21 protein-coding genes are annotated in these 22,952 nt (G+C 65.1%); 11 read left to right on the plus strand and 10 right to left on the minus strand.

Annotated elements, in window-relative coordinates; all coding sequences use genetic code 11:
- The first annotated feature begins 25 nt into the window (after positions 1 to 25).
- Complete coding sequence (gene pepF / locus C0V82_RS06595) at positions 26 to 1,945, plus strand: oligoendopeptidase F (RefSeq protein WP_245924187.1); 1,920 nt, start codon at positions 26 to 28, stop codon at positions 1,943 to 1,945.
- A 22-nt stretch (positions 1,946 to 1,967) separates the two neighbouring features.
- On the opposite strand, the gene C0V82_RS06600 is transcribed toward pepF, so the two are convergent.
- Complete coding sequence (locus C0V82_RS06600; protein WP_102111644.1) at positions 1,968 to 2,411, minus strand: YqaA family protein; 444 nt, start codon at positions 2,409 to 2,411, stop codon at positions 1,968 to 1,970.
- A gap of 113 nt (positions 2,412 to 2,524) precedes the next feature.
- Here C0V82_RS06600 and xseA point away from each other — a divergent pair, with 113 nt between their 5' ends.
- On the plus strand, positions 2,525 to 4,114 hold the full coding sequence (xseA, locus tag C0V82_RS06605; RefSeq protein WP_102111645.1) for an exodeoxyribonuclease VII large subunit: 1,590 nt from the start codon (positions 2,525 to 2,527) through the stop codon (positions 4,112 to 4,114).
- An 83-nt stretch (positions 4,115 to 4,197) separates the two neighbouring features.
- Complete coding sequence (locus C0V82_RS06610; RefSeq protein ID WP_102111646.1) at positions 4,198 to 5,754, plus strand: sensor domain-containing diguanylate cyclase; 1,557 nt, start codon at positions 4,198 to 4,200, stop codon at positions 5,752 to 5,754.
- A gap of 1 nt (position 5,755) precedes the next feature.
- On the opposite strand, the gene C0V82_RS06615 is transcribed toward C0V82_RS06610, so the two are convergent.
- Both C0V82_RS06615 and C0V82_RS06620 read right to left on the minus strand, forming a co-directional pair.
- Positions 5,756 to 6,322 carry an RsmD family RNA methyltransferase gene (locus C0V82_RS06615; RefSeq protein WP_102113290.1) on the minus strand — a complete coding sequence of 189 codons (567 nt, stop codon included), beginning with the start codon at positions 6,320 to 6,322 and terminating at the stop codon, positions 5,756 to 5,758.
- Positions 6,303 to 7,628, minus strand: a complete 1,326-nt coding sequence (locus C0V82_RS06620; protein ID WP_102111647.1) for a pseudouridine synthase — start codon at positions 7,626 to 7,628, stop codon at positions 6,303 to 6,305. Before C0V82_RS06620 ends, C0V82_RS06615 begins: the two co-directional genes overlap by 20 nt.
- An 89-nt stretch (positions 7,629 to 7,717) precedes the next feature.
- Between C0V82_RS06620 and C0V82_RS06625 the strand changes: the two genes are divergently transcribed.
- The gene (locus tag C0V82_RS06625) at positions 7,718 to 8,182 is read left to right on the plus strand and encodes a nucleoside deaminase (RefSeq protein WP_245924188.1); all 465 of its coding nucleotides are present in this window, start codon (positions 7,718 to 7,720) and stop codon (positions 8,180 to 8,182) included.
- 7 nt (positions 8,183 to 8,189) lie between these two features.
- Positions 8,190 to 8,552: a cupin domain-containing protein gene (locus C0V82_RS06630; RefSeq protein WP_245924189.1), complete on the plus strand. Its 363-nt coding sequence runs from the start codon at positions 8,190 to 8,192 to the stop codon at positions 8,550 to 8,552.
- A gap of 3 nt (positions 8,553 to 8,555) precedes the next feature.
- Here the strand turns inward: C0V82_RS06630 and C0V82_RS06635 are convergent, their stop codons facing one another.
- Genes C0V82_RS06635 through C0V82_RS06645 form a run of 3 tightly spaced genes read right to left on the minus strand, consistent with a single transcriptional unit; the run spans position 8,556 to position 11,711 of the window.
- Entirely contained in the window at positions 8,556 to 9,458 is a 903-nt protein-coding gene (locus C0V82_RS06635) for a lipid A biosynthesis lauroyl acyltransferase (protein ID WP_102111649.1), read from the minus strand.
- Positions 9,451 to 10,434, minus strand: a complete 984-nt coding sequence (gene lpxK / locus C0V82_RS06640; RefSeq protein ID WP_102111650.1) for a tetraacyldisaccharide 4'-kinase — start codon at positions 10,432 to 10,434, stop codon at positions 9,451 to 9,453. The genes C0V82_RS06635 and lpxK overlap by 8 nt, the downstream gene beginning before the upstream one ends.
- The gene (locus C0V82_RS06645) at positions 10,434 to 11,711 is read right to left on the minus strand and encodes a 3-deoxy-D-manno-octulosonic acid transferase (protein ID WP_102111651.1); all 1,278 of its coding nucleotides are present in this window, start codon (positions 11,709 to 11,711) and stop codon (positions 10,434 to 10,436) included. Before C0V82_RS06645 ends, lpxK begins: the two co-directional genes overlap by 1 nt.
- A gap of 315 nt (positions 11,712 to 12,026) precedes the next feature.
- On the opposite strand from C0V82_RS06645, the gene C0V82_RS06650 reads away from it, so the two are divergent.
- From C0V82_RS06650 to fliG, 3 genes are all read left to right on the plus strand, one after another.
- A complete protein-coding gene (locus tag C0V82_RS06650; RefSeq protein WP_102111652.1) occupies positions 12,027 to 12,545 on the plus strand; it encodes a hypothetical protein in 519 nt (172 codons plus the stop codon).
- A gap of 4 nt (positions 12,546 to 12,549) precedes the next feature.
- Positions 12,550 to 13,020, plus strand: a complete 471-nt coding sequence (locus C0V82_RS27230) for a hypothetical protein (RefSeq protein ID WP_188595068.1) — start codon at positions 12,550 to 12,552, stop codon at positions 13,018 to 13,020.
- Between the two features lie 116 nt (positions 13,021 to 13,136).
- A complete protein-coding gene (fliG, locus tag C0V82_RS06660; protein ID WP_054167087.1) occupies positions 13,137 to 14,159 on the plus strand; it encodes a flagellar motor switch protein FliG in 1,023 nt (340 codons plus the stop codon).
- A gap of 130 nt (positions 14,160 to 14,289) precedes the next feature.
- Here fliG and rpoD read toward each other — a convergent pair whose 3' ends face one another.
- Both rpoD and dnaG read right to left on the minus strand, forming a co-directional pair.
- Positions 14,290 to 16,239 (minus strand): RNA polymerase sigma factor RpoD, encoded by a 1,950-nt coding sequence (rpoD, locus tag C0V82_RS06665; RefSeq protein WP_102111653.1) that lies wholly within the window; start codon positions 16,237 to 16,239, stop codon positions 14,290 to 14,292.
- Between the two features lie 192 nt (positions 16,240 to 16,431).
- Entirely contained in the window at positions 16,432 to 18,348 is a 1,917-nt protein-coding gene (gene dnaG / locus C0V82_RS06670) for a DNA primase (RefSeq protein WP_342752427.1), read from the minus strand.
- Between the two features lie 158 nt (positions 18,349 to 18,506).
- Here dnaG and C0V82_RS06675 point away from each other — a divergent pair, with 158 nt between their 5' ends.
- Positions 18,507 to 19,025 (plus strand): hypothetical protein, encoded by a 519-nt coding sequence (locus C0V82_RS06675; RefSeq protein ID WP_102111654.1) that lies wholly within the window; start codon positions 18,507 to 18,509, stop codon positions 19,023 to 19,025.
- 21 nt (positions 19,026 to 19,046) lie between these two features.
- Here C0V82_RS06675 and C0V82_RS06680 read toward each other — a convergent pair whose 3' ends face one another.
- The gene (locus tag C0V82_RS06680; protein WP_102111655.1) at positions 19,047 to 19,907 is read right to left on the minus strand and encodes a GNAT family N-acetyltransferase; all 861 of its coding nucleotides are present in this window, start codon (positions 19,905 to 19,907) and stop codon (positions 19,047 to 19,049) included.
- 4 nt (positions 19,908 to 19,911) lie between these two features.
- Positions 19,912 to 20,370, minus strand: coding sequence for a GatB/YqeY domain-containing protein (locus C0V82_RS06685; protein ID WP_102111656.1), 459 nt, complete (start codon positions 20,368 to 20,370; stop codon positions 19,912 to 19,914).
- Between the two features lie 380 nt (positions 20,371 to 20,750).
- Between C0V82_RS06685 and carA the strand changes: the two genes are divergently transcribed.
- Both carA and C0V82_RS06695 read left to right on the plus strand, forming a co-directional pair.
- Complete coding sequence (gene carA / locus C0V82_RS06690; RefSeq protein ID WP_102111657.1) at positions 20,751 to 21,935, plus strand: glutamine-hydrolyzing carbamoyl-phosphate synthase small subunit; 1,185 nt, start codon at positions 20,751 to 20,753, stop codon at positions 21,933 to 21,935.
- Position 21,936: 1 nt separating this feature from the next.
- Complete coding sequence (locus C0V82_RS06695; RefSeq protein WP_102111658.1) at positions 21,937 to 22,950, plus strand: hypothetical protein; 1,014 nt, start codon at positions 21,937 to 21,939, stop codon at positions 22,948 to 22,950.
- Positions 22,951 to 22,952: the final 2 nt, after the last annotated feature.

Genomic DNA, 22,952 nt, shown 5'->3' on the forward strand with positions numbered 1-22,952 from the left:
CGGCCCCCGAATGGACAGGGACAGCATGACACAGCATCATCACCGCCCGCATTTCGCCCGCCGCCTGCTGGGCGCCTCCGCCATCGCGCTGGCCGCCGCCCTGGCACCGCTCGCGAGTGCCGCTGCACAACAGGCCGCCCCGGCCAGCACCGAGGCGCCGGCCAAGACCGACCCGCGCTATGTCTGGGACCTGACGCCGATTTTCAAGGATGACGCATCCTGGGATGCGGCGCGCAAACAGGCGCTGGCCGATCTGCCCTCGCTGGACGCGCTGAAGGGTACCCTGGGCAAGGATGCCGCGACCCTGCGCGCCGCCATGGACCGTATGTCCAAGGTCGGGCACGATGTGGAACGCGTGCTGGTCTATGCCTACCTGCAATATTCCACCGACACCCGCAACAATGCCTATCAGGAACGCTGGAGCCTGGCGCAGGCCCTGTCGGCGCAGGCGCAGGCGGCCACAGCCTGGGTCTCGCCGGAGGTGCAGGGGGTTGGTGCCGAAAAGATCGCCAGTTTCATCAAGGCCGATGCCGGCCTGTCCAAGCATGCCTTCCGCCTGAACGATATCCTGCGCCTGAAGGCCCATACGCTGACACCGGAAACCGAAGCGGCCCTGGCGGCCCTGGGTCCTGTGCTGGGATCGGCCAGCAACACATACTCCGCCCTGGCCAATGCCGATATCGACTGGCCGGAAATCACCCTGCCCGACGGCACCAAGCGCAAGGTGAACCAGTCTGCCTATCAGTCTCTGCGCCAGAATGATGATCGGGCCGTCCGCAAGCTGGTATTCGACACGTTCTGGACCAAATTCGGTCAGTACGCGACCACCATGGGCAATACGCTTGGCGCCGCCGTCCAGACCGGTACCATCGATGCCAAGCTGCGCGGATACCCGACCGCCGTCGCCGCTTCGCTGGCCAATAACGATATCCCGGAAAGCGTCTACCGCACCCTGGTGGCCGAGGCGAACAAGGGCCTGCCGACCCTCCACCGCTATTTCAAGCTGCGGCAGAAGATGCTGAAGCTGCCGGACCTGTACTATTACGACATCTATCCGTCGCTGATCAGCCTGGACAAGAAGTTCACGCTGGACGAATCACGGACGACGACCCTGGCGGCGGTCAAGCCGCTGGGCAAGGAATATGGCGACATGCTGGCGGCCCTGACGGCCAAGCGGACCATGCATGTATACCCGTCAGAGGGCAAGGACAGCGGCGCCTATCACTGGGGCAGCTATGGGCTGGACCCATATATCTTCCTGAACCATCAGGATGATTATAACTCCATGTCCACCTATGCCCATGAATGGGGCCATGGCATGCATTCGGCCCTGGCATCGAAGAACCAGCCCTATGAGCTGGCCAATTACTCCCTGTTCATGGCGGAAATCGCGTCGACCACGAACGAGATGCTGCTGACCGACTATCTCGTTTCCAAGGCCAAGACCAAGGAAGAGAAGCTGTTCTACCTGGGCCAGTCGCTGGAAGGGCTGCGCGGGACCTTCTTCCGCCAGACCATGTTCGCGGAGTTTGAATTGGCCACCCATGACGCCGTGGAGCGAGGCGAGGCGCTGTCCGGGTCCAAGATGAAGGACATCTATTGCGGCCTGCTGAAGAAATATCATGGCGACGCCGAAGGCGTGATGAAGATCGATGAGAAATATTGCGCGGAATGGGCCTTCATCCCGCATTTCTATCGGCCCTTCTATGTGTTCCAGTACGCGACCTCCATCTCTGCCGGCACCTATTTCGCCGAGCAGATTTCCAAGGGCGGCGCCAAGGCGCGGGACAATTACCTGAACGTGCTGAAGGCCGGCGGGTCTGAATATCCCTATCCGCTTCTGAAGAAGGCGGGCCTGGACATGGCCACCGCTGCCCCCTATCAGGCCCTGGTGCGCCGCATGGATGCCACCATCGACCAGATGGAAAAGCTGTTGGCGGAGTAAGGTGAAGGCGGGGTGCCGGTACCTATGGTGCCAGCACCCCGCCCACCACACCGGCCAGAACCAGATACCGCGCGGCCTTGCCCAGCATCATCAGCGGCAGGAAAATCCGCAGCCGCACGCCCAGCGTCCCCGCCGCGACGGTCAGCGGATCGCCGATCACCGGCACCCAGGAGAACAATAACGTCCAGGCGCCATAACGGGTGAACACCCCTTCCGCGCGCGCCAGCTGTGCCGCCGTCACCGGAAACCAGCGCCGGCCCACGAACCGACGCAGCCCGCGGCCCAGCACCCAGTTGATGACCGACCCCAGCACATTGCCCAGGGTCGCGACCGCCACCAGCGCCCAGGCAGGCCGGGTGCCATCAGCCAGCAGCGCCACCAACGCCACCTCCGACCCGCCCGGCAGCAAGGTCGCCGCCGCCATGGACAGGAAGAACAGGCTCCAATAGGCGGGATCGGTGAGCATGGGGTTCCGGGGGCATCGGCAGAAGGTGTGGAACGACCTTCTATCTGAATTGGTTGGTACCCGTCGCCGCTAGACTGGCATCCAAATCCCTATCCCCCTATCATGCCCGCACCATGAGCGATTTCCTGTCCGATCCCGCCCCCGCCCGCCCCGGTACAAATCTGCCCGAACAGACGGTCAGCGATCTGGCCCGTTCCGTGAAGCGGACGGTGGAGGATGCGTTCGGCTATGTCCGGGTGCGGGGCGAGATCAGCCAGCCCAAGCGCCATTCGTCGGGCCATCTCTATCTGCGTCTGAAGGATGACGCGGCGGTGATCGAGGCCGTGTGCTGGAAAGGCACCATGGCCCGCCTGTCGGTGCGTCCCGAAGAAGGGATGGAGGTGGTTTGCACGGGCAAACTGACGACATATCCGGGCCGCAGCCAGTATCAGTTGGTCATCGACAGCATGGAACTGGCGGGCGAAGGTGCGCTCCTGAAAATGCTGGAGGAGCGCAAGAAGCGGTTGGCCGCCGAAGGGCTGTTCAACCCGGAGCGCAAGAAGCCCCTGCCCTTCCTGCCGCAGGTGATCGGCGTGGTGACCAGCCCGACCGGGGCCGTGATCCGCGACATCCTGCACCGTCTGGCCGACCGGTTCCCGCGCCATGTCCTGCTCTGGCCCGTCGCGGTACAGGGCGACGGGGCCGCACAACAGGTGGCCCGCGCCATCCAGGGCTTCAACAGCCTGACGCCCGGTGGCCGCGTGCCGCGCCCCGACCTGATCATTGTGGCGCGCGGCGGCGGCAGCCTGGAAGATCTGATGGCCTTTAACGAGGAGATCGTGGTCCGCGCTGCCGCCGACAGCCGCATCCCCCTGATCTCCGCTGTCGGGCATGAGACGGATACGACCCTGATCGATTTCGCGTCCGACCGCCGGGCGCCGACACCCACGGCGGCGGCGGAGATGGCGGTGCCGGTGCGGGCCGACCTGCTGGGTCAAGTGCTAGATGATGAGAGCCGCCTGCACCGCGCCATGACCCGCGCCCTGGATCAGCGCCGCACCTATGTGCAGGGGCTGGCGCGTGGCCTGGGCGATCCGCACAGCCTGCTGGAAGGGCTGTCGCAGCGGCTGGATGACCGGGCCGAACGCCTGATCCTGTCCATGCGGGGCGATATCGACCGGCGGCAGACGGCGGTACGGCAACTGGGCCTGAAACTACGCCACCCGCGCGACGTGCTGCGGCTGGCCACCACAAGGCTGGACGGGGCGGGCCGGGCGCTGCGCACCAGCCTGGACAGCGCCATCCGCCTGTCGGAGGGGCGCTATCACCGCATCGCCGACCGCCTGTCCGACCGGACCATCCGCCGGGCCCTGACCGATGGGGCCACCCGCCTGTCCGAGCTGCCCACCCGCATGGAGCGCGCTCATCTGGCCGACCTGTCCGCCAAGGACGACCGGCTGGCACAATTGGGCCGGCTGCTGGAAAGCGTGTCCTATCGCGGTGTGCTGTCGCGCGGCTTCGCCCTGGTTACCGATGTTGATGGACAGCCCGTGACGCATGCCGCCGGTTTAACCGACGGACAGCGTGTGACCATCGCCTTTCAGGACGGCAATGCCGGCGCCACCATCGGTCAAGGCGAGGGGGCCCCGCCGGCCACACCTCCACGCCCGGCGCGGCCCACCCGCAAAGCGGGCGATGCGGGACCGCAGGGCAGCCTGTTCTGATCACCTGACGAACCGACCCATCCTATCCCCTTGGATAAGGGGGCAGGAATTTACCAATTCCCATACCGGTATATTCTCCCGGTATGAGCGATCTGTTCACATCGTCGAAACCTGCGGCTGCCCTGGCCGGTGCGCGCGCCCTGACGCGCAGCACAGGCTGGCTTGGCTTCATCCTCGGTATGGTGATGGCCGCAGCACTGGCCGTGATCATCTCGCTGCAGCTCTATCAGGACCGCGCCGCTGCGCGCGATCATGCCCAGGAAGCGGCAGTGAACCTCACGGGCGCTATCGCGCGCGATATCTCCCGGCATGTTGATCTGTTCCGCTTTGTCCTGACGTCCCTGCGCGACACGGTGACCTCACCGGATTTCCAGCAGGTGCCCGAAAATCTGCGCGATATGGTCCTGTTCTCTCACACGGCCGCACCCAAGGCGCTGGGTGTGCTGTTTGTGACGGATGTCAACGGCATCATCGAAGCGGAATCGAGCGGCAATGACGTGCGTGGGCAAAGCCGGGCCTGGCGGCCCTACTTCGCTTATCATCGGGACAATGACGATCCCGCGATGCTGATCACCGGCCCGCTGATCTCTGCCACGACGAAGGACCCGGTGATTGTCCTGTCCATGCGGCTGAACCGACCGGATGGTTCGTTCCGGGGTGTGGTTGTCGCCTCCATGCTTCTGACCTATTTTGACGGGCTGTTGACCGACCTAAAGTTGGATGCCGGATCAGCCCTGACCCTGTTTCTGGACCAGGGCGTCATCCTGGCCCGGCAGCCGGTGGACCCGTTAGCCATTGGCCGCGACCTGCGCCAGGATCCACACCTGAAGGCCATCGTCGGGGAACCGCTGGCCATTTATGAAGAACCGGGCGCGCCGGACGAAACGCGGCTGGTCGTCTCCACCGCCGTAGCCGGGTCCACCATGCGGGTCAGCCTGGCCCAGTCGCTGGACCTGGTTTACGGCCATTGGCGGCGTAAGGCCTGGACCATCGGCCTGACATCCGCCCTGCTGATCAGCGGTATCATCATCCTGATCAGCCTGCTGCACCGGGAAAGCCGGCAGCGGTCGCGGGTGCAGGTGGCGCTGGCAGAAGCCAATGCCCGGTTGGAACGGATGGCCACCACCGACCCCCTGACCGGTATTGCCAACCGCCGCATGTTCGATGACATGCTGCGGCGTGAACAGGCGCGTGTCACCCGCATGCCGCATGATGCGGCGATCCTGATGATCGATATCGACCTGTTCAAAAGCTTCAACGACACCTACGGCCATGGCGCCGGTGACGCGACGCTGCGGTCAGTGGCGCTGGCCATCACCCGCACCGTGGCGCGTGGCGGCGACCTTGCCGCCCGGATCGGGGGAGAGGAATTCGCCGTCCTACTGACCGAGACCGACCTTTCGGGTGCCCGCGCCGTGGCCGACCGGATCCGGGAAACGGTGGCCGCCCTGGGCATCCGCCATAGCGGCAGCCCGCATGGCCATGTCACCGTCTCCATTGGTCTGGCCAGCACGGGCGTCGGACCGGTACCCGCCAGTTTCGACCTGATCCTGGATAGTGCTGACGAAGCGCTTTACACGGCCAAGAAAAATGGCCGCGACCGGGTGGAGGTCGCCTCCCTTTCCATGGTTGCGGCCTGAATTAGCCCCGGTAACGCAGGAAATGGATGCGCGCCTGACTATAGTCACGCAGATCCAGCGCATCGAACCCCGGTGGCGGGGCAAAAGCATCGTCGGCCCCAACCTCCACACAGACCAGGGCACCCGGCGCGATCCAGCCGGCACGGGACAACCCGGTCAGGGCCGGCGGCGACAGGTCCTGACCATAGGGCGGGTCCAGGAATACCAGCCGGGCCGCAAAGGGAGCCGGCGGCGGCTTGGCCGCGTCAGCCAGGATGAAGCGGCACTGCGCCCCCTCCCCCAGCATCTCCGCATTGCGGCGCGCAATGTCCAACGAGGCGCGGGCCTTGTCCAGCAGGGCCACGCGTGCGGCACCATGCGACAGCGCCTCCAGCGCCAGGGCGCCGGTTCCGCAGAACGCGTCCAGCACATCGGCACCGTCCAGAACGTCGCTGCCATCCTCCATCCAATCGCCATGGGACAGGATGTTGAACAGCGACTGGCGCGTACGGTCGCTGGTGGGGCGCACGTCACGGCCCGCCGGCGTTTCCAGCCGGCGGCCCCGATGCTTACCGGCGACGATCCGCACGCGGCGCTCCACCCTTATGGGCCGGCTTTCCACCGCCGGCATTGCCGGGTGCCGGACCCTTGGCGGGCGGCTTGGCCGGGGCCGCCGCAGCAGCGGCACGCTTGGGTGTCGGCTTCGGCCCACGGCGGGCGGGCGCATCATCATCGGGGATGTCGGCACCGGCCAGCGCGCGGTCCAGCTTGGCAACGGCGCGGCGGGCGCTATCGCTCAACTGATCCCCGGCCCCTCGACGGGCGGCCTTGGGTACTTCGGCTTCCACCCGTGACGGCGGGGCCGTGCGCTTGGGTGCTGTCGCGGTGGAGGCGGCCTTGCGCCCCCCGCCCATCAGGCGTTCGACACTGTCGCGGGCCTTGGCGGCGGACGGCTTGGCCCTGCCCTTGGTAGCGCTGGATGGGGCAGATGCCGCCATGGCCTTGGGCAGCCGGTCATAACGCATGCGCGGGGCCGCACCCGGCACCGGCTTGGCAGCACCCTCGGCGGGCGCCGGTTCTTCCTCTGCCGGGAAGAAGTCAGGCATCTGGTCGCGCAGGACGCGGCGCGGCACCTCTTCCACGGCGCCGGGGTCCAGCTTACCCAGTTGGAACGGACCATAGGCGATGCGGATCAGACGGCTGACCGGAAGGCCCAGCCATTCGAACACGCGGCGAACCTCACGGTTCTTGCCCTCGCGCAGGCCCACGGTTAGCCAGGAATTATAGCCGACAGTACGGTCGATCACCGTTTCGATGGGGCCATAGGCCAGTCCTTCGATGACCACCCCTTCTTCCAGCTTGCGCATGGTTTCCGGCGTCGGCACGCCATGGACGCGGATGCGGTAGCGGCGCAACCAACCGGTGGAGGGCAGTTCCAGATGCCGTGCCAGCGCCCCGTCATTGGTCAGCAGCAGCAGCCCTTCCGACGCAAGGTCCAGGCGACCGACGGAGATGACGCGCGGCATGGTGTGCGGCAGATGGTCGAAGACGGTGGCCCGGCCCTTCTCATCGCGCGCCGTCGTGACCAGCCCTTCCGGCTTGTGATAACGCCACAGGCGGGTGGGTTCCGGTTCGCCCACCATCTGACCATCGACCTGGATACGGTCGCCATCGCGGACCAGAAAAGCCGGGCTTTCCAGCGTGACATTGTTCACGCGGACACGGCCTTCGGCGATCCAGCGTTCGGCATCGCGGCGGGAGCAGACGCCGGCGCGGGCCAGGCGTTTGGCAATGCGTTCGCCCCCGGCAAGCTCGGGCGCGGCATCAAGGTCGGTTTCGTCGGCGACGGCATCAACCGGCACCTGACGCAAGGGGTCATAGCTGTTCTGGGACATGGGCGCGGAGATTACGCGCGAAACAAGATTGCCGCAAGCCGCGCCCCGCCTTGACGCGCGCGACCGTCCCATGCAGCCTTGCGCGCATCATGACTGACACGCCGCCCGCCCTCACCCCCATGGACCTTGCCTTTGCCGAAGCCGAAAAGGCGGCGGCACGCGGGGAGGTGCCGGTGGGGGCCGTGGTGGTGGACCCGGCCACGGGCCGCATCCTGGGTTCCGCCGGCAACCGGACAGAGGAACTGTCCGACCCCACGGCCCATGCCGAAGTCCTTGCCATCCGTCAGGCAGCATCAGCGCTTAACAGCCCGCGCCTGCCAGGCCTGGACCTCTATGTCACGCTGGAACCCTGTGCCATGTGTGCAGGCGCCATCAGTTTTGCCCGTCTGCGGCGGGTCTATTTCGCGGCTTATGATCCCAAGGGCGGGGCCGTCGATCATGGCCCCCGCTATTTCCAGCAGCCAACCTGCCACCACGCGCCCGACGCCTATGGCGGGTTCGGGGAGGCACGGGCGGCCAGCCTGCTGCGCGATTTCTTCAAGGACAGGCGATAGGAGAGTGATGATGACCAGCCAGTTCCCCGCCGTCACAGTGCTGAACGATCCCGGCCCGGAGGCTGAAACCTACCGGCCCGCCGCAGACCGTATTTTGACCGGCGATCCGGTCCAGACCGTCAGCAACCGCTTCAGCAGCGCCGATGGCCGCTTCAATTGCGGCATCTGGACCGGTGCCGTCGGCTCCTGGCGCGTGGTCTTCACGGAAAATGAGTTCTGCCAGCTCCTGGAAGGTGTCGTCGTCGTGCGGGGGGATGACGGCTCAGAGCGCCGCTTTCAGGCGGGGGACGCCTTTGTCATGCCGGCGGGCTTCACCGGTGTGTGGGACATTTTGGAGCCTGCGAAGAAATACTACGCGGTTTATGAGTGAGGGTCAGTCCGGCCAGCGCCGATGCTGCCACATCCATTGGCCGGGATCGTCGCGCACCCATTCTTCCAGCAGGGCGTTGACCTGTTTCATGGCCGACAGCGTGTCGGCCTTCACATCCCCGGTCCGGGCAAAATCCAGCGGCGGCAGGATGGTGACGCGGAACTGCGCCGCGCCCGTCCGCACAACGCGAATGGGCACGGCGGGCGCGTCATAGCGCAGAGCCAGATCGGCAAGGACTGTTCCCGTCCGCGCCTCGCGCCCGAGGAACGGCACCAACGGCCCCTCATTCAGTTTCTGATCGACCAGCAGACCGACATGCCCGCCGGCCCGGATGGCTGTCATCAGGCCGCGCGCCGCCTCCCGCCCCTTGGGCACCATGGTGCCACCCAGGGGAGCCCGCGCACGGGCCAGCATGTCCGCCACAAACGGGTTGTTGGGCTTGCGGAACACATAGGTCAGGTGCAGGCCAACCCGCGCCGACACCATGGCGCACAATTCCCAATTGGCGAAATGGCCGGTGAAGACGATACCGGGCCGGTCGTCGCTGACCAGGGCTTGCAGATGCTCCAGACCCGAGACCTCCACATGCCGGTCGAAATCCGCGGCGATACGGTCCAGATGCACATATTCGGCAAAGGTGCGGCCCAGATTGTCCCAGGCTTGGGTGAGGATGGTGTCGATACGCGCCGGTTCCAGCGTCGGCAGGGCCCGCCCGATGTCACGCCGCATGCGCCGTGACCGCGACAGGCGCGGGCCAACCCGGCGCAGCAGGCCGCCGCCTAAGTCCGACGCCTGTTCCGGCGATAGCAGGCGCATGGTTGCGATGAACAGCCAGACGACAGCAGCTTGCAGACGGTAGCCGACAACCCGGTCGAACCGGCGGCGCAGGCGGCTGTGATCAGCCATGGCGTGCCTCCATCAACCGGTCCAACAGCCCCTCTACCGCCACGGGATCATCCCAGGACAGGCGGACCGGCAGCACCGCCACACGCGGCCGCCAGATGGGGGACAGGCGCATCGCGTCCTTCTCCGTCGTCGCCAGCGTGGCGCCCAGCGCCTCTGCCTGTGCCAGCAGGCTGGACAGGTCCGCCGCACTGAACGGGTGATGGTCGGGAAACGCCGTTTCCGCCACCACCGACAGGCCGGCATCGCGCAGGGTCGCGAAGAATTTCGCAGGCCGCCCGATCCCGGCAAAGGCCAGCAGGGGCCGGCCCCGCAATGACTCCAGCGCCGCCGGATCGGGCAGCAGCCGGGCCGTAAGCACGGGCAACCTGCCCGCCACCGCCTGCGCCGCCGCCAGGCCCGGCCCGTCGCCGATGACCACCAGCGCATCCGCCCGTTTCAACCCGCCGGCCACTCTCTCCCGCAGCGGCCCTGCTGGCATGACACGGCCATTGCCGAACCCGGCCCCGGCATCGACAACGATCAGTGATAAATCCTTGTGCAGGGCGCGGTTCTGAAATCCATCATCCAGGATGATGGCACCCACCCCCGTGTCCACCATGGCCTTGGCCGCTGCCACCCGGTCGCGCCCGATCCAGGCGGCACCCGTTGCGGCCAGCAGCAACGGCTCATCCCCTACATCCATCGCGTGGTGAAGGGTCGGGTCCACGGCAAGTGGCCCCCGCATGCGCCCGCCATGGCCGCGCGACAGCGACGCCGCCGCTACCCCGCGGGTACGCAGCCGCGCCACCAGATCGCGCACCACAGGCGTCTTGCCGGCCCCGCCGGCCACCAGATTACCAACGCAGAGCACCGGCACCGGCGCCTTCACCGGCACCCGCAACCCCAGCAAAGCACCCGCCCGCCACAGCCATGACAGCGGCGTCAGCAGCGCCGACAACAGGCCCGGCGGGGCGTACCAGAAGGCAGGGGCGCGCATCAGCCCACCCCCGCCCGGTGCAGCAGCGGGGCCAGTGCCGCCATCACCCGGTCGATGGCCGTGGCATTGCGCAGGGCCACCTCTCTTGCCGCCTCTGCCTGCGCCTGTCGCCGCGCAGGCTCGGACAGTAGGCCCGCGACGGCATCGGCGATCTGTTGCGGGCCGGCGAGCGGCAGAAGGCCGCCAGCCGCCTGCATCTCCGCCGCAACTTCCGCGAAATTGAACATGTGCGGGCCATGGATGACGGCGCTGTGCAGCAGAGCCGGTTCGATGGGGTTATGCCCACCCACGGGCATAAAGGACCCACCCATCACCGTGACCGGGGCCAGACGGAAGACCAGCCCCATCTCCCCCAGCGTATCCATCAGGAACACCGCATCCCCCGCCCCCGGCAGCCCGCCCTCACTGCGGCGGGCGTAAGACAGGCCGGCGGTGGACAGCATCACCGCCACCTCTCCCCCCCGGTCGGGATGGCGCGGCACCAGCAGCAGCAGCGCATCGGGCAAGTGCCGACGCAGTTCCACCTGCGCCGCGATGGCCATTGCCTCCTCCCCGGCATGGCTGCTGGCAAAGGTCCAGACGGGCCGGGGCCCGATGGCAGCCGACAGGGTGTGCAGCGCCGCCGGATCAATGGGCAAGGGCGGGGCCGAATATTTCAGATTGCCCACGGCCCGCACATCGGCAATGCCCAGCGCCGACAGCCGTTCTGCCTCCACCCCGGTCTGGGCCAGGGCCAGTTGAAACACGGACAGAAGCCGCCGGGCGGTGCGCGCAAACCGCCGCCAATTGCCAAAGCTTTTGGCCGACAGGCGCGCATTGACCAGGGCACAGGGAATGCCGGCCCGCCGGATGCCGGACAGGAAATTGGGCCAGAATTCCGATTCCACCCACAGCACCAGATCGGGCCGCCAATGGGCCAGGAAGCCATCGACGGCGCTGGGCAGGTCGACCGGCACATATTGGTGGAATGCATGCGGCCCCGGCAGCCGCCTTGCCATCAGCGCGGCGGACGTCACCGTCCCCGTCGTCACCATCACCTGCACCTGCGGCCCTTGTGACAGCAGCCTTTCCACCAACGGCAGCACCGCCAGCGCCTCCCCCACCGACGCGGCATGGACCCAGACCAGCCGCCCCGCCGGACGTGGCAATAGCGGACGGCCCAACCGTTCATGCCGGCGGGCCGGATCTTCCTTGCCACGCGCGGCACGCCGGTCCAGCAGCCGGCCGATGGCCGGGCCGGCCAGATGCGTCAGGCCGCGATAAAGGCTGTACAACATGAGGGGATCGGGGTCTCTGGCATTGTCCCGGCAAGCTAGCACGGTGAAAACCCTGCCCGCCACCATGGCCGTTCCCCGGCTGCCATGCTGCCTATCGCCATAATTCAGCCTTGATCATTGTTCAATTTGGCATGGAGCTTCCTGCGGCAAAGGGGATTTCTGCGCAAGAAAGCGCTTAGCCCCCTTGACGTAGACGCCACGACGCATGACCTTATGGGTATGATGCGGGCGTCTGTGGGACGGCCCGGTTCCCCCGATTGTGGCGCTGCCCTGGTCTTCAGGACAGGCACCGCCCCGGCAGTGGAGAGAATTGCGATGCGTAACGCTGTCACCCGTCACACCCGCGCCGCCGGTATTGCCGCCCTGCTGGTGGCTGTTCCGATGTCGGCACCGGTTCTGGCGGACGAGGCGGGCAAGCCCGTGAATACCTTCAAGCCGATCAGCCGCGACATGACACCCGGCGAACGCGCCGCCGCCCAATCCTATGCCCGCCCTGGTGCCGATGCTGCCGCTGCTGCCGCCCTGGCCTTGTCGGGTGAAAGCAACAGCCGCCTGCCGGACGGGTTCAGCCTGTCGGTCAGCGGCAATATGCCGTCCTTTAGCAGCGGATATGGGGCCCGCCGGTCGAACCAGCTGCTGGGCGACGGACAGATCGGCTATGACGCCGAGCCGTTTTATTCCAACAATCGCGGCTATTACACGCCCTATGGCTATTCCTATGGCACGCCGCGCCTGAACTATAATGAAAGCTTCCTGCGCCATAAGTATGGCGGCAACATCCTGGGCGCCCCGTCCGTGTCAGCGCCGCTGGAATTCTGGGACGGACGCCGGTGACATCATGAAAGCGGGCGGCTTAGCGATCGCGATCCTTTGCCTGCTGAATTTTCAGCCCGCTTTTGCCACCGATACCCCTGCCAACAGCTTCAAGCCCCTGCCCAGCGCCGATCCGCTTCCAGGCGAGATCGTATCACTGGATAATGCCGACCTGCGTGTACGCGAAGCACTGCCGCCGCCCTGCACGGGACGCAGCCAGAAGGGCGCGCAAGCCGGAACTTGGATCGGGGCTGCCGTCGGCCTGATGGCCGGCATGGCGCTGGGCGATGACAATGACAGCAGCGTGACCACCGCCGCCAAGGGACTGGCGGGGGCTGGTGTGGGGTCCACCATCGGTTATCTGGCGGGCCGTGCCTATGACGGGCCGCGGGATTGCCCCGGCATGAAGGCCGAGTTGCCGCGCAGCCCCATTTCCCCCGTCGCAGATGAAGTCAGCTGGGAAGAACGCCGCCGTGCACTGGCCGGTGGACCGTAACCCATACGCTTTCGTGTACGTGACGGATTCACCTTGGCGAATCGGTGTGCTAGATTCCGCGCCAGGTGTTTGGACCGGCCTTTCCTGCCGGTCTTCGTAGCGTTGGAGTGGCCGCCATGGCGATGCGCGTTCGTGAGGATTATCGTGGCCTGACGGGGCCTGAAAAGGCCTCCATCCTGATGCTTGCGCTGGGCGAGGAAATCGCATCGAAGCTGTTCGCCCTGATGGGCGATGACGAGATCAAGGAACTGTCCCAGACCATGGCCAACCTAGGCTCGGTCAGTTCCAATCTGGTGGAGCGCCTGTTCGTTGAGTTTGCAGAGCAGATCAGTTCCACCGGCTCGCTGGTCGGTTCGTTTGATAGCACCGAACGCCTGCTGACCAAGGTCCTGCCCAAGGACAAGGTCGACCAGATCATGGAGGAAATCCGTGGTCCTGCCGGTCGTACCATGTGGGACAAGCTGACCAACGTGAACGAGCAGGTGCTGGCCAACTACCTGAAGAACGAATATCCGCAGACCGTCGCCGTGATCATGTCCAAGATCAAGGGCGACCATGCCGGCCGCGTGCTCCAGCTGCTGCCCGAAAGCTTCGCGATGGAAGTCATCATGCGTATGCTGCGCATGGAGGCGGTGCAGAAGGAAGTGATCGACGATATCGAGCGCACGCTGCGCACCGAATTCATGTCGAACCTGGCCCGCACCAACCGCCGCGACGCGCACGAAATGATGGCGGAAATCTTCAACAGCTTCGACCGCAACACCGAAAGCCGCTTCATCGCCGCCTTGGAAGAACGCAACCGCGACAGCGCCGAGCGTATCCGCGCCCTGATGTTCACCTTCGAGGACCTGTCCAAGCTGGACCCCAGCGGCATTCAGACCCTGCTGCGCAGCGTGGACAAGCAGAAGCTGGCCACCGCCCTGAAGGGTGCGTCGGACACGCTGAAGGACCTGTTCTTCACCAACATGTCCGAACGTGCCGCCAAGATCATGCGCGAGGATATGGGCGCCATGGGCCCCATCCGCCTGCGCGACGTGGACGAGGCGCAGATGTACATGGTGCAGCTGACCAAGGACATGGCCGCGCGCGGCGAAATCGTCATCGCCAGCGGCAAGGGCGAGGACGAGCTGGTTTATTGATCAAAGAGTTGCCTGAGGTCGCATAAGCGTCAGCGCATGCTACAACTTGTGTAACGTCGCATGCGCTGACGCTTATGCGACCTACGACAAAAAAGGCCGGCGTTTCCGCCGGCCTTTTGTCTGGTCTGGATCACGTATCCAGGAAGCTGCGCAGCTTGCGGCTCCTGGACGGGTGCTTCAGCTTGCGAAGCGCCTTGGCCTCGATCTGGCGGATACGTTCGCGCGTCACGCTGAACTGCTGACCCACCTCTTCCAGGGTATGGTCGGTGTTCATGCCGATACCGAAGCGCATGCGCAGCACGCGTTCTTCACGGGCGGTGAGCGTAGCGAGTATACGGGTCGTGGTCTCGCGCAGGTTCGCCTGGATGGCGGCATCGAGGGGCAGAACGGCGTTCTTGTCCTCGATGAAATCACCCAGATGCGAATCCTCCTCGTCGCCGATCGGCGTCTCAAGGCTGATCGGCTCCTTGGCGATCTTCAGGACCTTGCGGACCTTTTCCAGCGGCATCATCAGACGCTCGGCCAGTTCCTCCGGCGTCGGCTCGCGTCCGATCTCGTGCAGCATCTGACGGCTGGTGCGCACCAGCTTGTTGATCGTCTCGATCATGTGCACGGGAATACGGATGGTGCGGGCCTGATCGGCGATCGAACGGGTGATCGCCTGCCGGATCCACCAGGTGGCGTAGGTGGAGAACTTGTAACCGCGCCGATACTCGAACTTATCCACGGCCTTCATCAGACCGATATTGCCTTCCTGGATCAAGTCCAGGAACTGCAGGCCACGGTTCGTGTACTTTTTGGCGATGGAGATCACGAGGCGCAGGTTGGCCTCCACCATCTCCTTCTTGGCGCGGCTGGCTTCCTTTTCGCCCTTCTGCACCGTGGAGACGATGCGGCGGAACTCACCGATGGGCAGACGCGCCTGGCTGGACACTTCCGCGATGCTCTCACGAACGCGGCCCACCTCATACGACGAACGCTCGGCGAACTTGGCCCAGGCCTTGGAGATGCTCTTGCAGCGATCCAGCCATTTCGGGTCCAGTTCCGACCCGTAATAGTGCTGCAGGAAGTCTTCGCGCTTTACCCGGCAATCGGTGGCCAGACGCAGCAGACGGCCTTCAAAGCCCAGCAGCTTGCGGTTGAGCGCATAGAGCTGTTCGACCAGCTGTTCGATACGGCCATTGTTCAGGCGCACGGAATTGACCAGTTCGGTCAGTTCGGCCTTCACCTTGTCGTACTTCTTGTCGGAACCCTTGGGCAGCTCCTGGCCGCTCTGCAGCAGGCTCAGGCGCTCTTCCTGCATCTTGTGCAGGCGCTCATAGGTTTCCTCGATCTTGCCGAAGATCTCCAGCACCTTGGGCTTCAGCTCGGCTTCCATGGCGGAGAGGGAAACATTGCCCTCCTCTTCACCCTCGCCTTCGGCGGCGGGACCACCTTCACCCTCGGGCCGCTCGGCTTCCTCCTCTTCACGCTCGGCGGCGGGACCGTCCAGCGCTTCGGGCGGCAGCTCACCGGCTTCCGGGTCCACGCCATATGAGGCGTCCAGATCGATGATGTCGCGCAGCAGCATCTTGCCGTCCTGCAACGACTGATGCCATTCGATGATGGCCTGAATGGTCAGCGGCGATTCACAGATCGCGCCGATCATCATCTCCCGGCCGGCCTCGATGCGCTTGGCGATGGCGATTTCGCCCTCGCGGCTCAGCAGCTCCACCGACCCCATTTCGCGCAGATACATGCGCACAGGATCGTCGGTGCGGCCGATATCGTCATCGTCCAGGTTACCGGACTGACGGCCTTCGCCTTCACCTTCGTTGCCGCTGCTCTCATCGGCTTCTTCGGCCTCGACGACATTGATGCCCATTTCGGACAGCAAAGCCATCGTGTCTTCGATCTGTTCGGACGAGGAGCTGTCCGGCGGCAAAGCCGCGTTGAGTTCGTCATAGGTGACGTACCCACGCTCCTTGCCGCGCGCGATCATCTTCTTGACGGCAATGGCCATGCCGTCCATCAGAGGGCCATTGGCTTCCTCTTCCCGCTGCTCCGACACTTCTGCCGTCTGCGCCGCTTTCGTCGCCATTCGTTCGCTGCCCCCGTACTCTCAAGGCTGCCACCGGTAAACGCAAATGAACGACTCGGGCAAGGGCCCGGTCATCCGACGAAACTCTTCCTGGCTATAACTTTGGCAAGAGGCTGGAAACTGTGTTCGCCAAGACACAGTTTTGCAGGACAAATGCGTCGCACGACGCCCGATTGCTCGGCCGCCCACCCATCATCCGTCCCTTTCCGTCAGGTCATCGGCATGGCCCCGGAGAATCAGCAGCTCCCTTTGCAGCGCGCGTAATCGTGCCAGATCATCCTCATGGAATGTCTCGGCAAACCGTCTCTCGGCATCGCGCAGCTCGCGTTGAAGCAAACCATCCTCGGAACTCAGCCAAACCTCCTGCCAGCCACTCTTCGCGGTTTCGAACGACGCTCCTGGTTGCGCGAATTTCGGCGTGTCTACATTCAGCAGACTATCCAGCGTCTCGGAAAAACCACGACCAGACAGGTGGCGTCTCAGAGCCTCGGCGTCAAGTGCTGATTCGGCGGTGAGGCATGCGACAAGCGCTTGGCGCAGCGCCTCCATCTCGCCATCCGCGAATTCTGCACCCGCCAGAATCTCCCCCACTTCCTGGAAAAGCTCTGGATGATGCACGATGGCCAGCACCAGATAGCGTTCGCGGCGGCGCGGTTCGGTGCGTAAGGTGCCGGACCGAAAACGGCTGTCCCACAGCCGGCTGACGGGAACGTCGCCAGGCTGAAGCCGGCGCTGACGCCCCACGCTCCTTTCACCGCCCGGACCGCCAAAGCCGCCCCCACTGGCCCGGATAGCGGCACGCAGCTTTTCCCGCAGGACGGAACGGTAGCTGTACTGCACCGACTTGTCGGTGACCTTCTCCATCATCTGGTTGATGCCGGTTTCGATCCGCAGGCGACCATCCGCCGTCTTCGGGTCTTCTCCCTGGCGCACCATCTCCCAGATGAAATCCTCCAGGGACAGGGCGCGATCCAGGATGGCGGCGAACGCATCCGGCCCGCCCGACCGGATCAGGCTGTCCGGGTCTTCCTTGTCGGGCATGAAGGCAATGCGGACGGTGGCGTCGGGCACCAGGATGGGCAGCACCCGCTCCACGGCCCGCTGTGCCGCCCGTCGCCCGGCATTGTCGCCGTCAAAGCACAGGATGGGGTTGCGCTGCCCCTCCGGTGCTAGTTTCCACAGCACCTGTATCTGCGTCTCCGTCATCGCCGTGCCCAGGGGGGCCACCGCCCCCTCGAACCCCGCCTGAACGCAGGAGATAACGTCCATATAGCCTTCGGTGACGATCAGCCGCTGACCGTCCGCCGCCGCCTGCCGAGCGCGCGACATGCCGTAGAGAAGATTACCCTTATGGAACAAAGGATTCTCGGCGGAATTGATATATTTCGGCCCGTCGCCTTCCAGGACGCGCCCGCCGAACGCCACCACCTGCCCCCGCCGGTCGGTGACGGGGAACATGACGCGGTTCCAGAAGAAGTTGCGGAGGGGGCGGCCCGGCTCCGCCCGCTTGAACAGGCCGACCTCCACCATGTCGGCCTCGCTATACCCGGCCTCCAGCAGCAGGGCCCGCAGCGGCCCGCCCTCCTGCGGGGCATAGCCCAGGCGAAAACGGGCGATCCCTTCATCATCCAGGCCGCGCCGACGCAGATAATCCAGCGCATTGCGCCCGCCGGGGCTAAACAGCTCGCGCTCATAATATTTCGTGGCGCGTTCGACCAGATCATAGAGCGACTTCTGCCGCTCATATTGCTGGCGTTCCTGCGGGCTGGCCTGTGGCACTTGCAAGCCCGCCTCGCCTGCTAAATGTTCAACAGCCTCCATAAATGATAAGTTATCATGGCGCATGACAAATCCAATTTGATCGCCATGAGCCCCGCAACCAAAACAGTGGAAGAAATTCTTTTGATCGTTTACATAAAAACTAGGCGTCTTTTCATTGTGAAATGGGCACGGGGCCTTGAACTCCCGCCCAGCCCTTTGCAGACGCATGCGTTTCATCACCACTTCCGACACGGAAAGGCGGGAACGCAACTCTTCCAGGAACTGCGGCGGCAAGGCCATCGGGGCTGATATCTCAAAGGCTTCGAATGCGGATCGGCCGGGGAGCATATCCCAGGCGGTGGCACGAACGCCACGCGCACCGGCATCCATCCCCAGATGGCCCCATGATTCACAGCCTGTGGATAAATCCAATTTGGTTCGAAATTCGTCGGTACGGAGATTGCTTGCCCCTCGAAACAAAATTTCCCGCACGAAGGGCATGCACCATGAATATCAGCTCCATGTTCTCCACCTCCGCGATCCTGTCGCGGTTGCAGGTGAAGTCGGCGGCACCGACCAGCAGCCAGGCCCCCGCTGCCAAGACAGGTGCCGCCCCCGTCGACCCGGCGGCACAGCAGAAGGAGGAGTTGGCAGCGCTGAAGAAGGAGCGCGAGGCCTACGACGCCGCCCGGAACACTGAAATCCAACGCCGGCAGCAGGAATTCGAGACGACCCATGGCCGCAAGTACGGCCAGGATGGTGACCCGCCGCTGGCCTATCAGATGGCCCTGCCGGCCAATGAACGCGGCTATCTACCCTTCGTGCCCGCCGACACGCAGAAGACCATCGACGCCATCACCGACAAATACCGCAACCAGGAAAATCTTGCCCCCATGTGGGCAGAATTGTCCGCCATGGGCCTCAGCCCTGACCAGTTGACCAAGTCGGCAAAATATTTCATCTCGCTGGATGGCCGCATGGTGACGCGGGAGGAGGCGTCGAAGGGCGTGGATATCAAGGTGTGAGGAAGGCGAAGCCAAACCACCCTATCCCAGCAGGACGATCCCGTAATCGCCGATCACGCGGAAGCCCAGCGACAGATAGGCCCGGCGCGCTGGCTCGTTCTGCTTTCCCGTGAACAGCACCGCCATGGCCGCCCCGTCGTCCTGGGCCGCCAGCAAGGCCCCGGCTACCGCCGCCCGCGCCAGTCCTCGGCCACGCAACCACTCGGGCGTCCACACGCCACCGATCTGCACCGTGTCGGGGATGCGGGCATTGTGGGTGGCCATGGACAGCGGCACGCCATCGGCACCCGTGACCACAAATACGTCGCCCGCCACGACCCAGGCACTGACGTCGGCGGCGGCACGGGCGCGCAGCCCGTCACCATCCGCCTCTCCCAGCGTTTCAACGCAGTAGCCGACGCGCCATGAGGACAGCAGCGGGATATCGCCGGCGTTGGCCCGCCGCCAGGACAAGCTGCCATCGGCCAGCGACGCCGGCACCTTCAGATCGGACAAGGACAGATCGAACAGATCTTCCGCCCCGTCCTTCAACATGGGCCGGTCCGGGAACAGAGCATGCACCGCGCGCACCGCCGGCAGCGGCCCGATAATCCCGGCCACGGCCCGGTCGCCCGCCGCCAGATGAAACCGCGCGAGTTCAACCGCAATGTCCGGCTCCGACTGGATCAGCAGATTGCCATTCCAGGCATGGGACACCACGCCGTGGATGGCACCGTCGCCATCCACCAGCGCCGCATAGCGGGCATGAAACCGCTCGGCCCGATCTTCCAGCCCGACGCGCCGCAGGTTGGAACGCAGGAACATGGATGTTGCCGGGTGGCGGGCCAGATAGGCATCCAGCCGGCCCTCGTCACCCGGCAAGAGCCGGCGGATGAACGTCATCGATTCAGTTGGCCAGCTTTTCGCGCACCAGGGCGCTGGCCTTGGTGAAGTCCATCTGGCCCGCGAAACGACCGCGCAGTTCGGCCATGACCTTGCCCATATCCTTGACGCCGGTGGCCCCCAGTTCGGCGATCAGGGCGGCGATGGCCTCGCGGGTATCATCCTCGTTCAACTGACGGGGCAGGAAGGCTTCGATCACGTCGATCTCTTCCTTTTCCTGCTGCGCCAGCTCGGTACGCCCCCCCTGCTCGTACATGATGATGCTTTCACGGCGCTGCTTCACCATGGTCTGCAGCATCGACAGGATGGCGGCATCATCGATGCCATCCTGGTTGCCGCTGGTGCGTGCCGCGATATCGCGGTCCTTCAACGCTGCCAGGATCAGCCGCAGGGTGGCGACGCCGCGGCTGTTCTTGGCGCGCATCGCATCCTTCAGGGCTTCGTTCAGCGTCTGGCGCAACATCGGACAACTCCAGGGGACAGGTGAAACAGCCGGCAACATTATCCAAACAGACCGGCAGATGCCAGCGAATAGGAATAGGTCGCGTCGCCGCCTGGAAACACCCCTTCTGGACCTGGTTATGCGACACCCAATGATGGCGCGTGGCAGGGGCGCGCCCACGTTGGTTGACCCCGCGCGCCCGAATGGCTAATTCACCTTCAGAACCGTACCGGCCCTGGCCGGCGCGCGGCATCGGCGCGGCCCTTCGCCCGGCGGGATTACCCGGCGGATGATCGGACCCGCGACGCGACTGCGGGCAGGCCGCCCCGCCTTTCGGGCGGGAAGGCACGGCCTTTTCACCGACGCTCCGGCGTCGATCTCGCAGATAAAGGTGCCCGAGAATGACCGACACCCCGCCGATGGGTTCCCCCACCCGCGCGCCCGCTCCCAAGGGAGCCACGGGCGTTCTCGTCCTGGCCGATGGTTCGGTCTTCTGGGGACGCGGTGTGGGCGCCGTGAGCCACAGCGTGGGTGAGGTGTGCTTCAACACCTCCCTGACGGGTTATCAGGAAATCCTGACCGATCCGTCCTATGCCGGTCAGATCATCACCTTCACCTTCCCTCATATCGGCAACGTCGGGACCAACCCGGAAGATATCGAGACGGTGACGCCGGTGGCGCGCGGTCTGATCATCAAGGCCGACATCACCGAACCCGCCAACTGGCGCGCCACCCAGCATCTGGATGCCTGGCTGAAAAGCCATAATCTGGTCGGCCTGTCGGGCATCGACACCCGCCGCCTGACCCGCCGCATCCGCGACAATGGCGCCCCTAACGGCGTGATCGCCCATTCGCCCGATGGCGTGTTCGATATCGACGCCCTGGTGAAGATCGCTAAGGAATGGCCCGGCCTGGAAGGCATGGATCTGGCCAAGGACGTCACGACCCGCCAGACCTATAGCTGGGATGAATCGATCTGGTCGCTGAAGGATGGCTACGGCAAGCAGACCGATCCCAAGCACCATGTCGTCGCCATGGATTTCGGCGCCAAGCGTAACATCCTGCGCTGCCTCGCGGCATCGGGCTGCAAGGTGACGGTGGTGCCGGCCACCACGACGGCAGAGGAAATCCTGGCCCTGAACCCCGACGGCATTTTCCTGTCCAACGGCCCCGGCGACCCGGCGGCCACGGGCGAATATGCCGTGCCGACCATCGCGCGGCTGGTGGATAGCGGCAAGGCCGTGTTCGGCATCTGCCTGGGTCACCAGATGTTGGCCCTGGCACTGGGTGGGCGCACCGTGAAGATGGAGAAGGGCCATCGCGGCGCCAACCATCCGGTGAAGGATATTGCATCGGGCGTTGTGGAGATCACCAGCCAGAATCACGGCTTCGTGGTCCTGCGCGAAAGCCTGCCGGAAGAGGTGGAGGTCACCCACGTCTCGCTGTTCGACGGCACCAACGAAGGCATCCGCCTGTCGGGCCGCCCCGTCTTCTCGGTGCAGTACCATCCCGAAGCCAGCCCGGGCCCGGAGGACAGCCACTATCTGTTCGACCGGTTCATCGCCGCCATCGAAGGGCGGTATTGAGGTGACAACCGATCTGGGTCTGACCCGTCTTGGTGAATGGGACCGCCCTTCCGGCATGCCGGAGGGGTTGGCCGGATTGGTCGCCAGTTGGCCGGTCATCAACCGCTCCCCCGGTGGGGAGGCCTTCCTGGATGGCAGCGGCCTGATCCGCGTCAGTGACGTTTGGAACCTGCCCAACGGCGCCTTCCCGACCGACCGACCGCTCGATATCCATGCCGGTTGGGCCGTGGCTCGGCTGGTCGATACGGTGTGGAAGCTGATTGAGGTGGCGCCGGCGCATCCGCGTGATGCTGGCCGTGCGCTTTTGCGGGACCGGGCCGAACGGCTGCTGCATGGCCGCCGTTGGACCGGTGGCGATCTGGAGGCGCTGGACAGCCTGCTGAAGGCGGCTCCCGTGTCACAGGCTGAATTCCTGGCCGCCGATGCGGGGCGTGAACGCGCCCTGAAATCACTGATCAAGCTGCGGCTGACCTTTGTGGTCGATGGCTTCCACCCTGCCCTGCCTGCCCCGGTGGCCGATCTTCTGGCCGGCGGCCCCGTCCTTTGGCTGGACGATGACGCACGGGAAGTGGCCGAACAGGTCATGGCCCATAGCCGCCGCCGCATGGAAGTGTCGGCCAAGCGCGTGGCGCGCGATGACAAGCAGCGCGGTGCGGACCTGAAGGACAGCATCGCCGAGGCTGTGAGGGCCGTATTCCCCGGCATGCCGGAGGATGTGTCCCTGTCGGTGGCGGCCCGACTGGCGCCCGCCGCCATCAAGCTGGGCCGTCGTCCCGGCACGCAGGCCATTGTTGACTGCACCGCCGAAATCCGCCTGGACCGCTGGCGTCAGGTGATTATCGGCGATCCGCGCGTGTCGGCTCGTTTGGCCGCCATGCAGGCCAAGGGTGACAATAACCGCGCCCGCAAACGCTACCGCGATCAGCGCGCCCTGGAACAGGTGGCCGAAGAGATCGCCCGTTGGCGTGGCGATCTGGAGCCGGTAACCTCGCGCTGGCTGGGCGACGCCGTATAAGG

The sequence above is a fragment of the Niveispirillum cyanobacteriorum genome (genome assembly GCF_002868735.1).
Classification (GTDB): domain Bacteria; phylum Pseudomonadota; class Alphaproteobacteria; order Azospirillales; family Azospirillaceae; genus Niveispirillum; species Niveispirillum cyanobacteriorum.

Excerpts from the sequence above, each read along its gene's own strand:
- pepF (WP_245924187.1), top strand. The coding sequence starts at position 26 with ATGACACAGCATCATCACCGCCCGCATTTCGCCCGCCGCCTGCTGGGC.
- C0V82_RS06600 (WP_102111644.1), bottom strand. The coding sequence starts at position 2,411 with ATGCTCACCGATCCCGCCTATTGGAGCCTGTTCTTCCTGTCCATGGCG.
- xseA (WP_102111645.1), top strand. The coding sequence starts at position 2,525 with ATGAGCGATTTCCTGTCCGATCCCGCCCCCGCCCGCCCCGGTACAAAT.
- C0V82_RS06610 (WP_102111646.1), top strand. The coding sequence starts at position 4,198 with ATGAGCGATCTGTTCACATCGTCGAAACCTGCGGCTGCCCTGGCCGGT.
- C0V82_RS06620 (WP_102111647.1), bottom strand. The coding sequence starts at position 7,628 with ATGTCCCAGAACAGCTATGACCCCTTGCGTCAGGTGCCGGTTGATGCC.
- C0V82_RS06625 (WP_245924188.1), top strand. The coding sequence starts at position 7,718 with ATGACTGACACGCCGCCCGCCCTCACCCCCATGGACCTTGCCTTTGCC.
- C0V82_RS06630 (WP_245924189.1), top strand. The coding sequence starts at position 8,190 with ATGATGACCAGCCAGTTCCCCGCCGTCACAGTGCTGAACGATCCCGGC.
- C0V82_RS06635 (WP_102111649.1), bottom strand. The coding sequence starts at position 9,458 with ATGGCTGATCACAGCCGCCTGCGCCGCCGGTTCGACCGGGTTGTCGGC.
- lpxK (WP_102111650.1), bottom strand. The coding sequence starts at position 10,434 with ATGCGCGCCCCTGCCTTCTGGTACGCCCCGCCGGGCCTGTTGTCGGCG.
- C0V82_RS06645 (WP_102111651.1), bottom strand. The coding sequence starts at position 11,711 with ATGTTGTACAGCCTTTATCGCGGCCTGACGCATCTGGCCGGCCCGGCC.
- C0V82_RS06650 (WP_102111652.1), top strand. The coding sequence starts at position 12,027 with ATGCGTAACGCTGTCACCCGTCACACCCGCGCCGCCGGTATTGCCGCC.
- C0V82_RS27230 (WP_188595068.1), top strand. The coding sequence starts at position 12,550 with ATGAAAGCGGGCGGCTTAGCGATCGCGATCCTTTGCCTGCTGAATTTT.
- fliG (WP_054167087.1), top strand. The coding sequence starts at position 13,137 with ATGGCGATGCGCGTTCGTGAGGATTATCGTGGCCTGACGGGGCCTGAA.
- rpoD (WP_102111653.1), bottom strand. The coding sequence starts at position 16,239 with ATGGCGACGAAAGCGGCGCAGACGGCAGAAGTGTCGGAGCAGCGGGAA.
- dnaG (WP_342752427.1), bottom strand. The coding sequence starts at position 18,348 with ATGCTCCCCGGCCGATCCGCATTCGAAGCCTTTGAGATATCAGCCCCG.
- C0V82_RS06675 (WP_102111654.1), top strand. The coding sequence starts at position 18,507 with ATGAATATCAGCTCCATGTTCTCCACCTCCGCGATCCTGTCGCGGTTG.
- C0V82_RS06680 (WP_102111655.1), bottom strand. The coding sequence starts at position 19,907 with ATGACGTTCATCCGCCGGCTCTTGCCGGGTGACGAGGGCCGGCTGGAT.
- C0V82_RS06685 (WP_102111656.1), bottom strand. The coding sequence starts at position 20,370 with ATGTTGCGCCAGACGCTGAACGAAGCCCTGAAGGATGCGATGCGCGCC.
- carA (WP_102111657.1), top strand. The coding sequence starts at position 20,751 with ATGACCGACACCCCGCCGATGGGTTCCCCCACCCGCGCGCCCGCTCCC.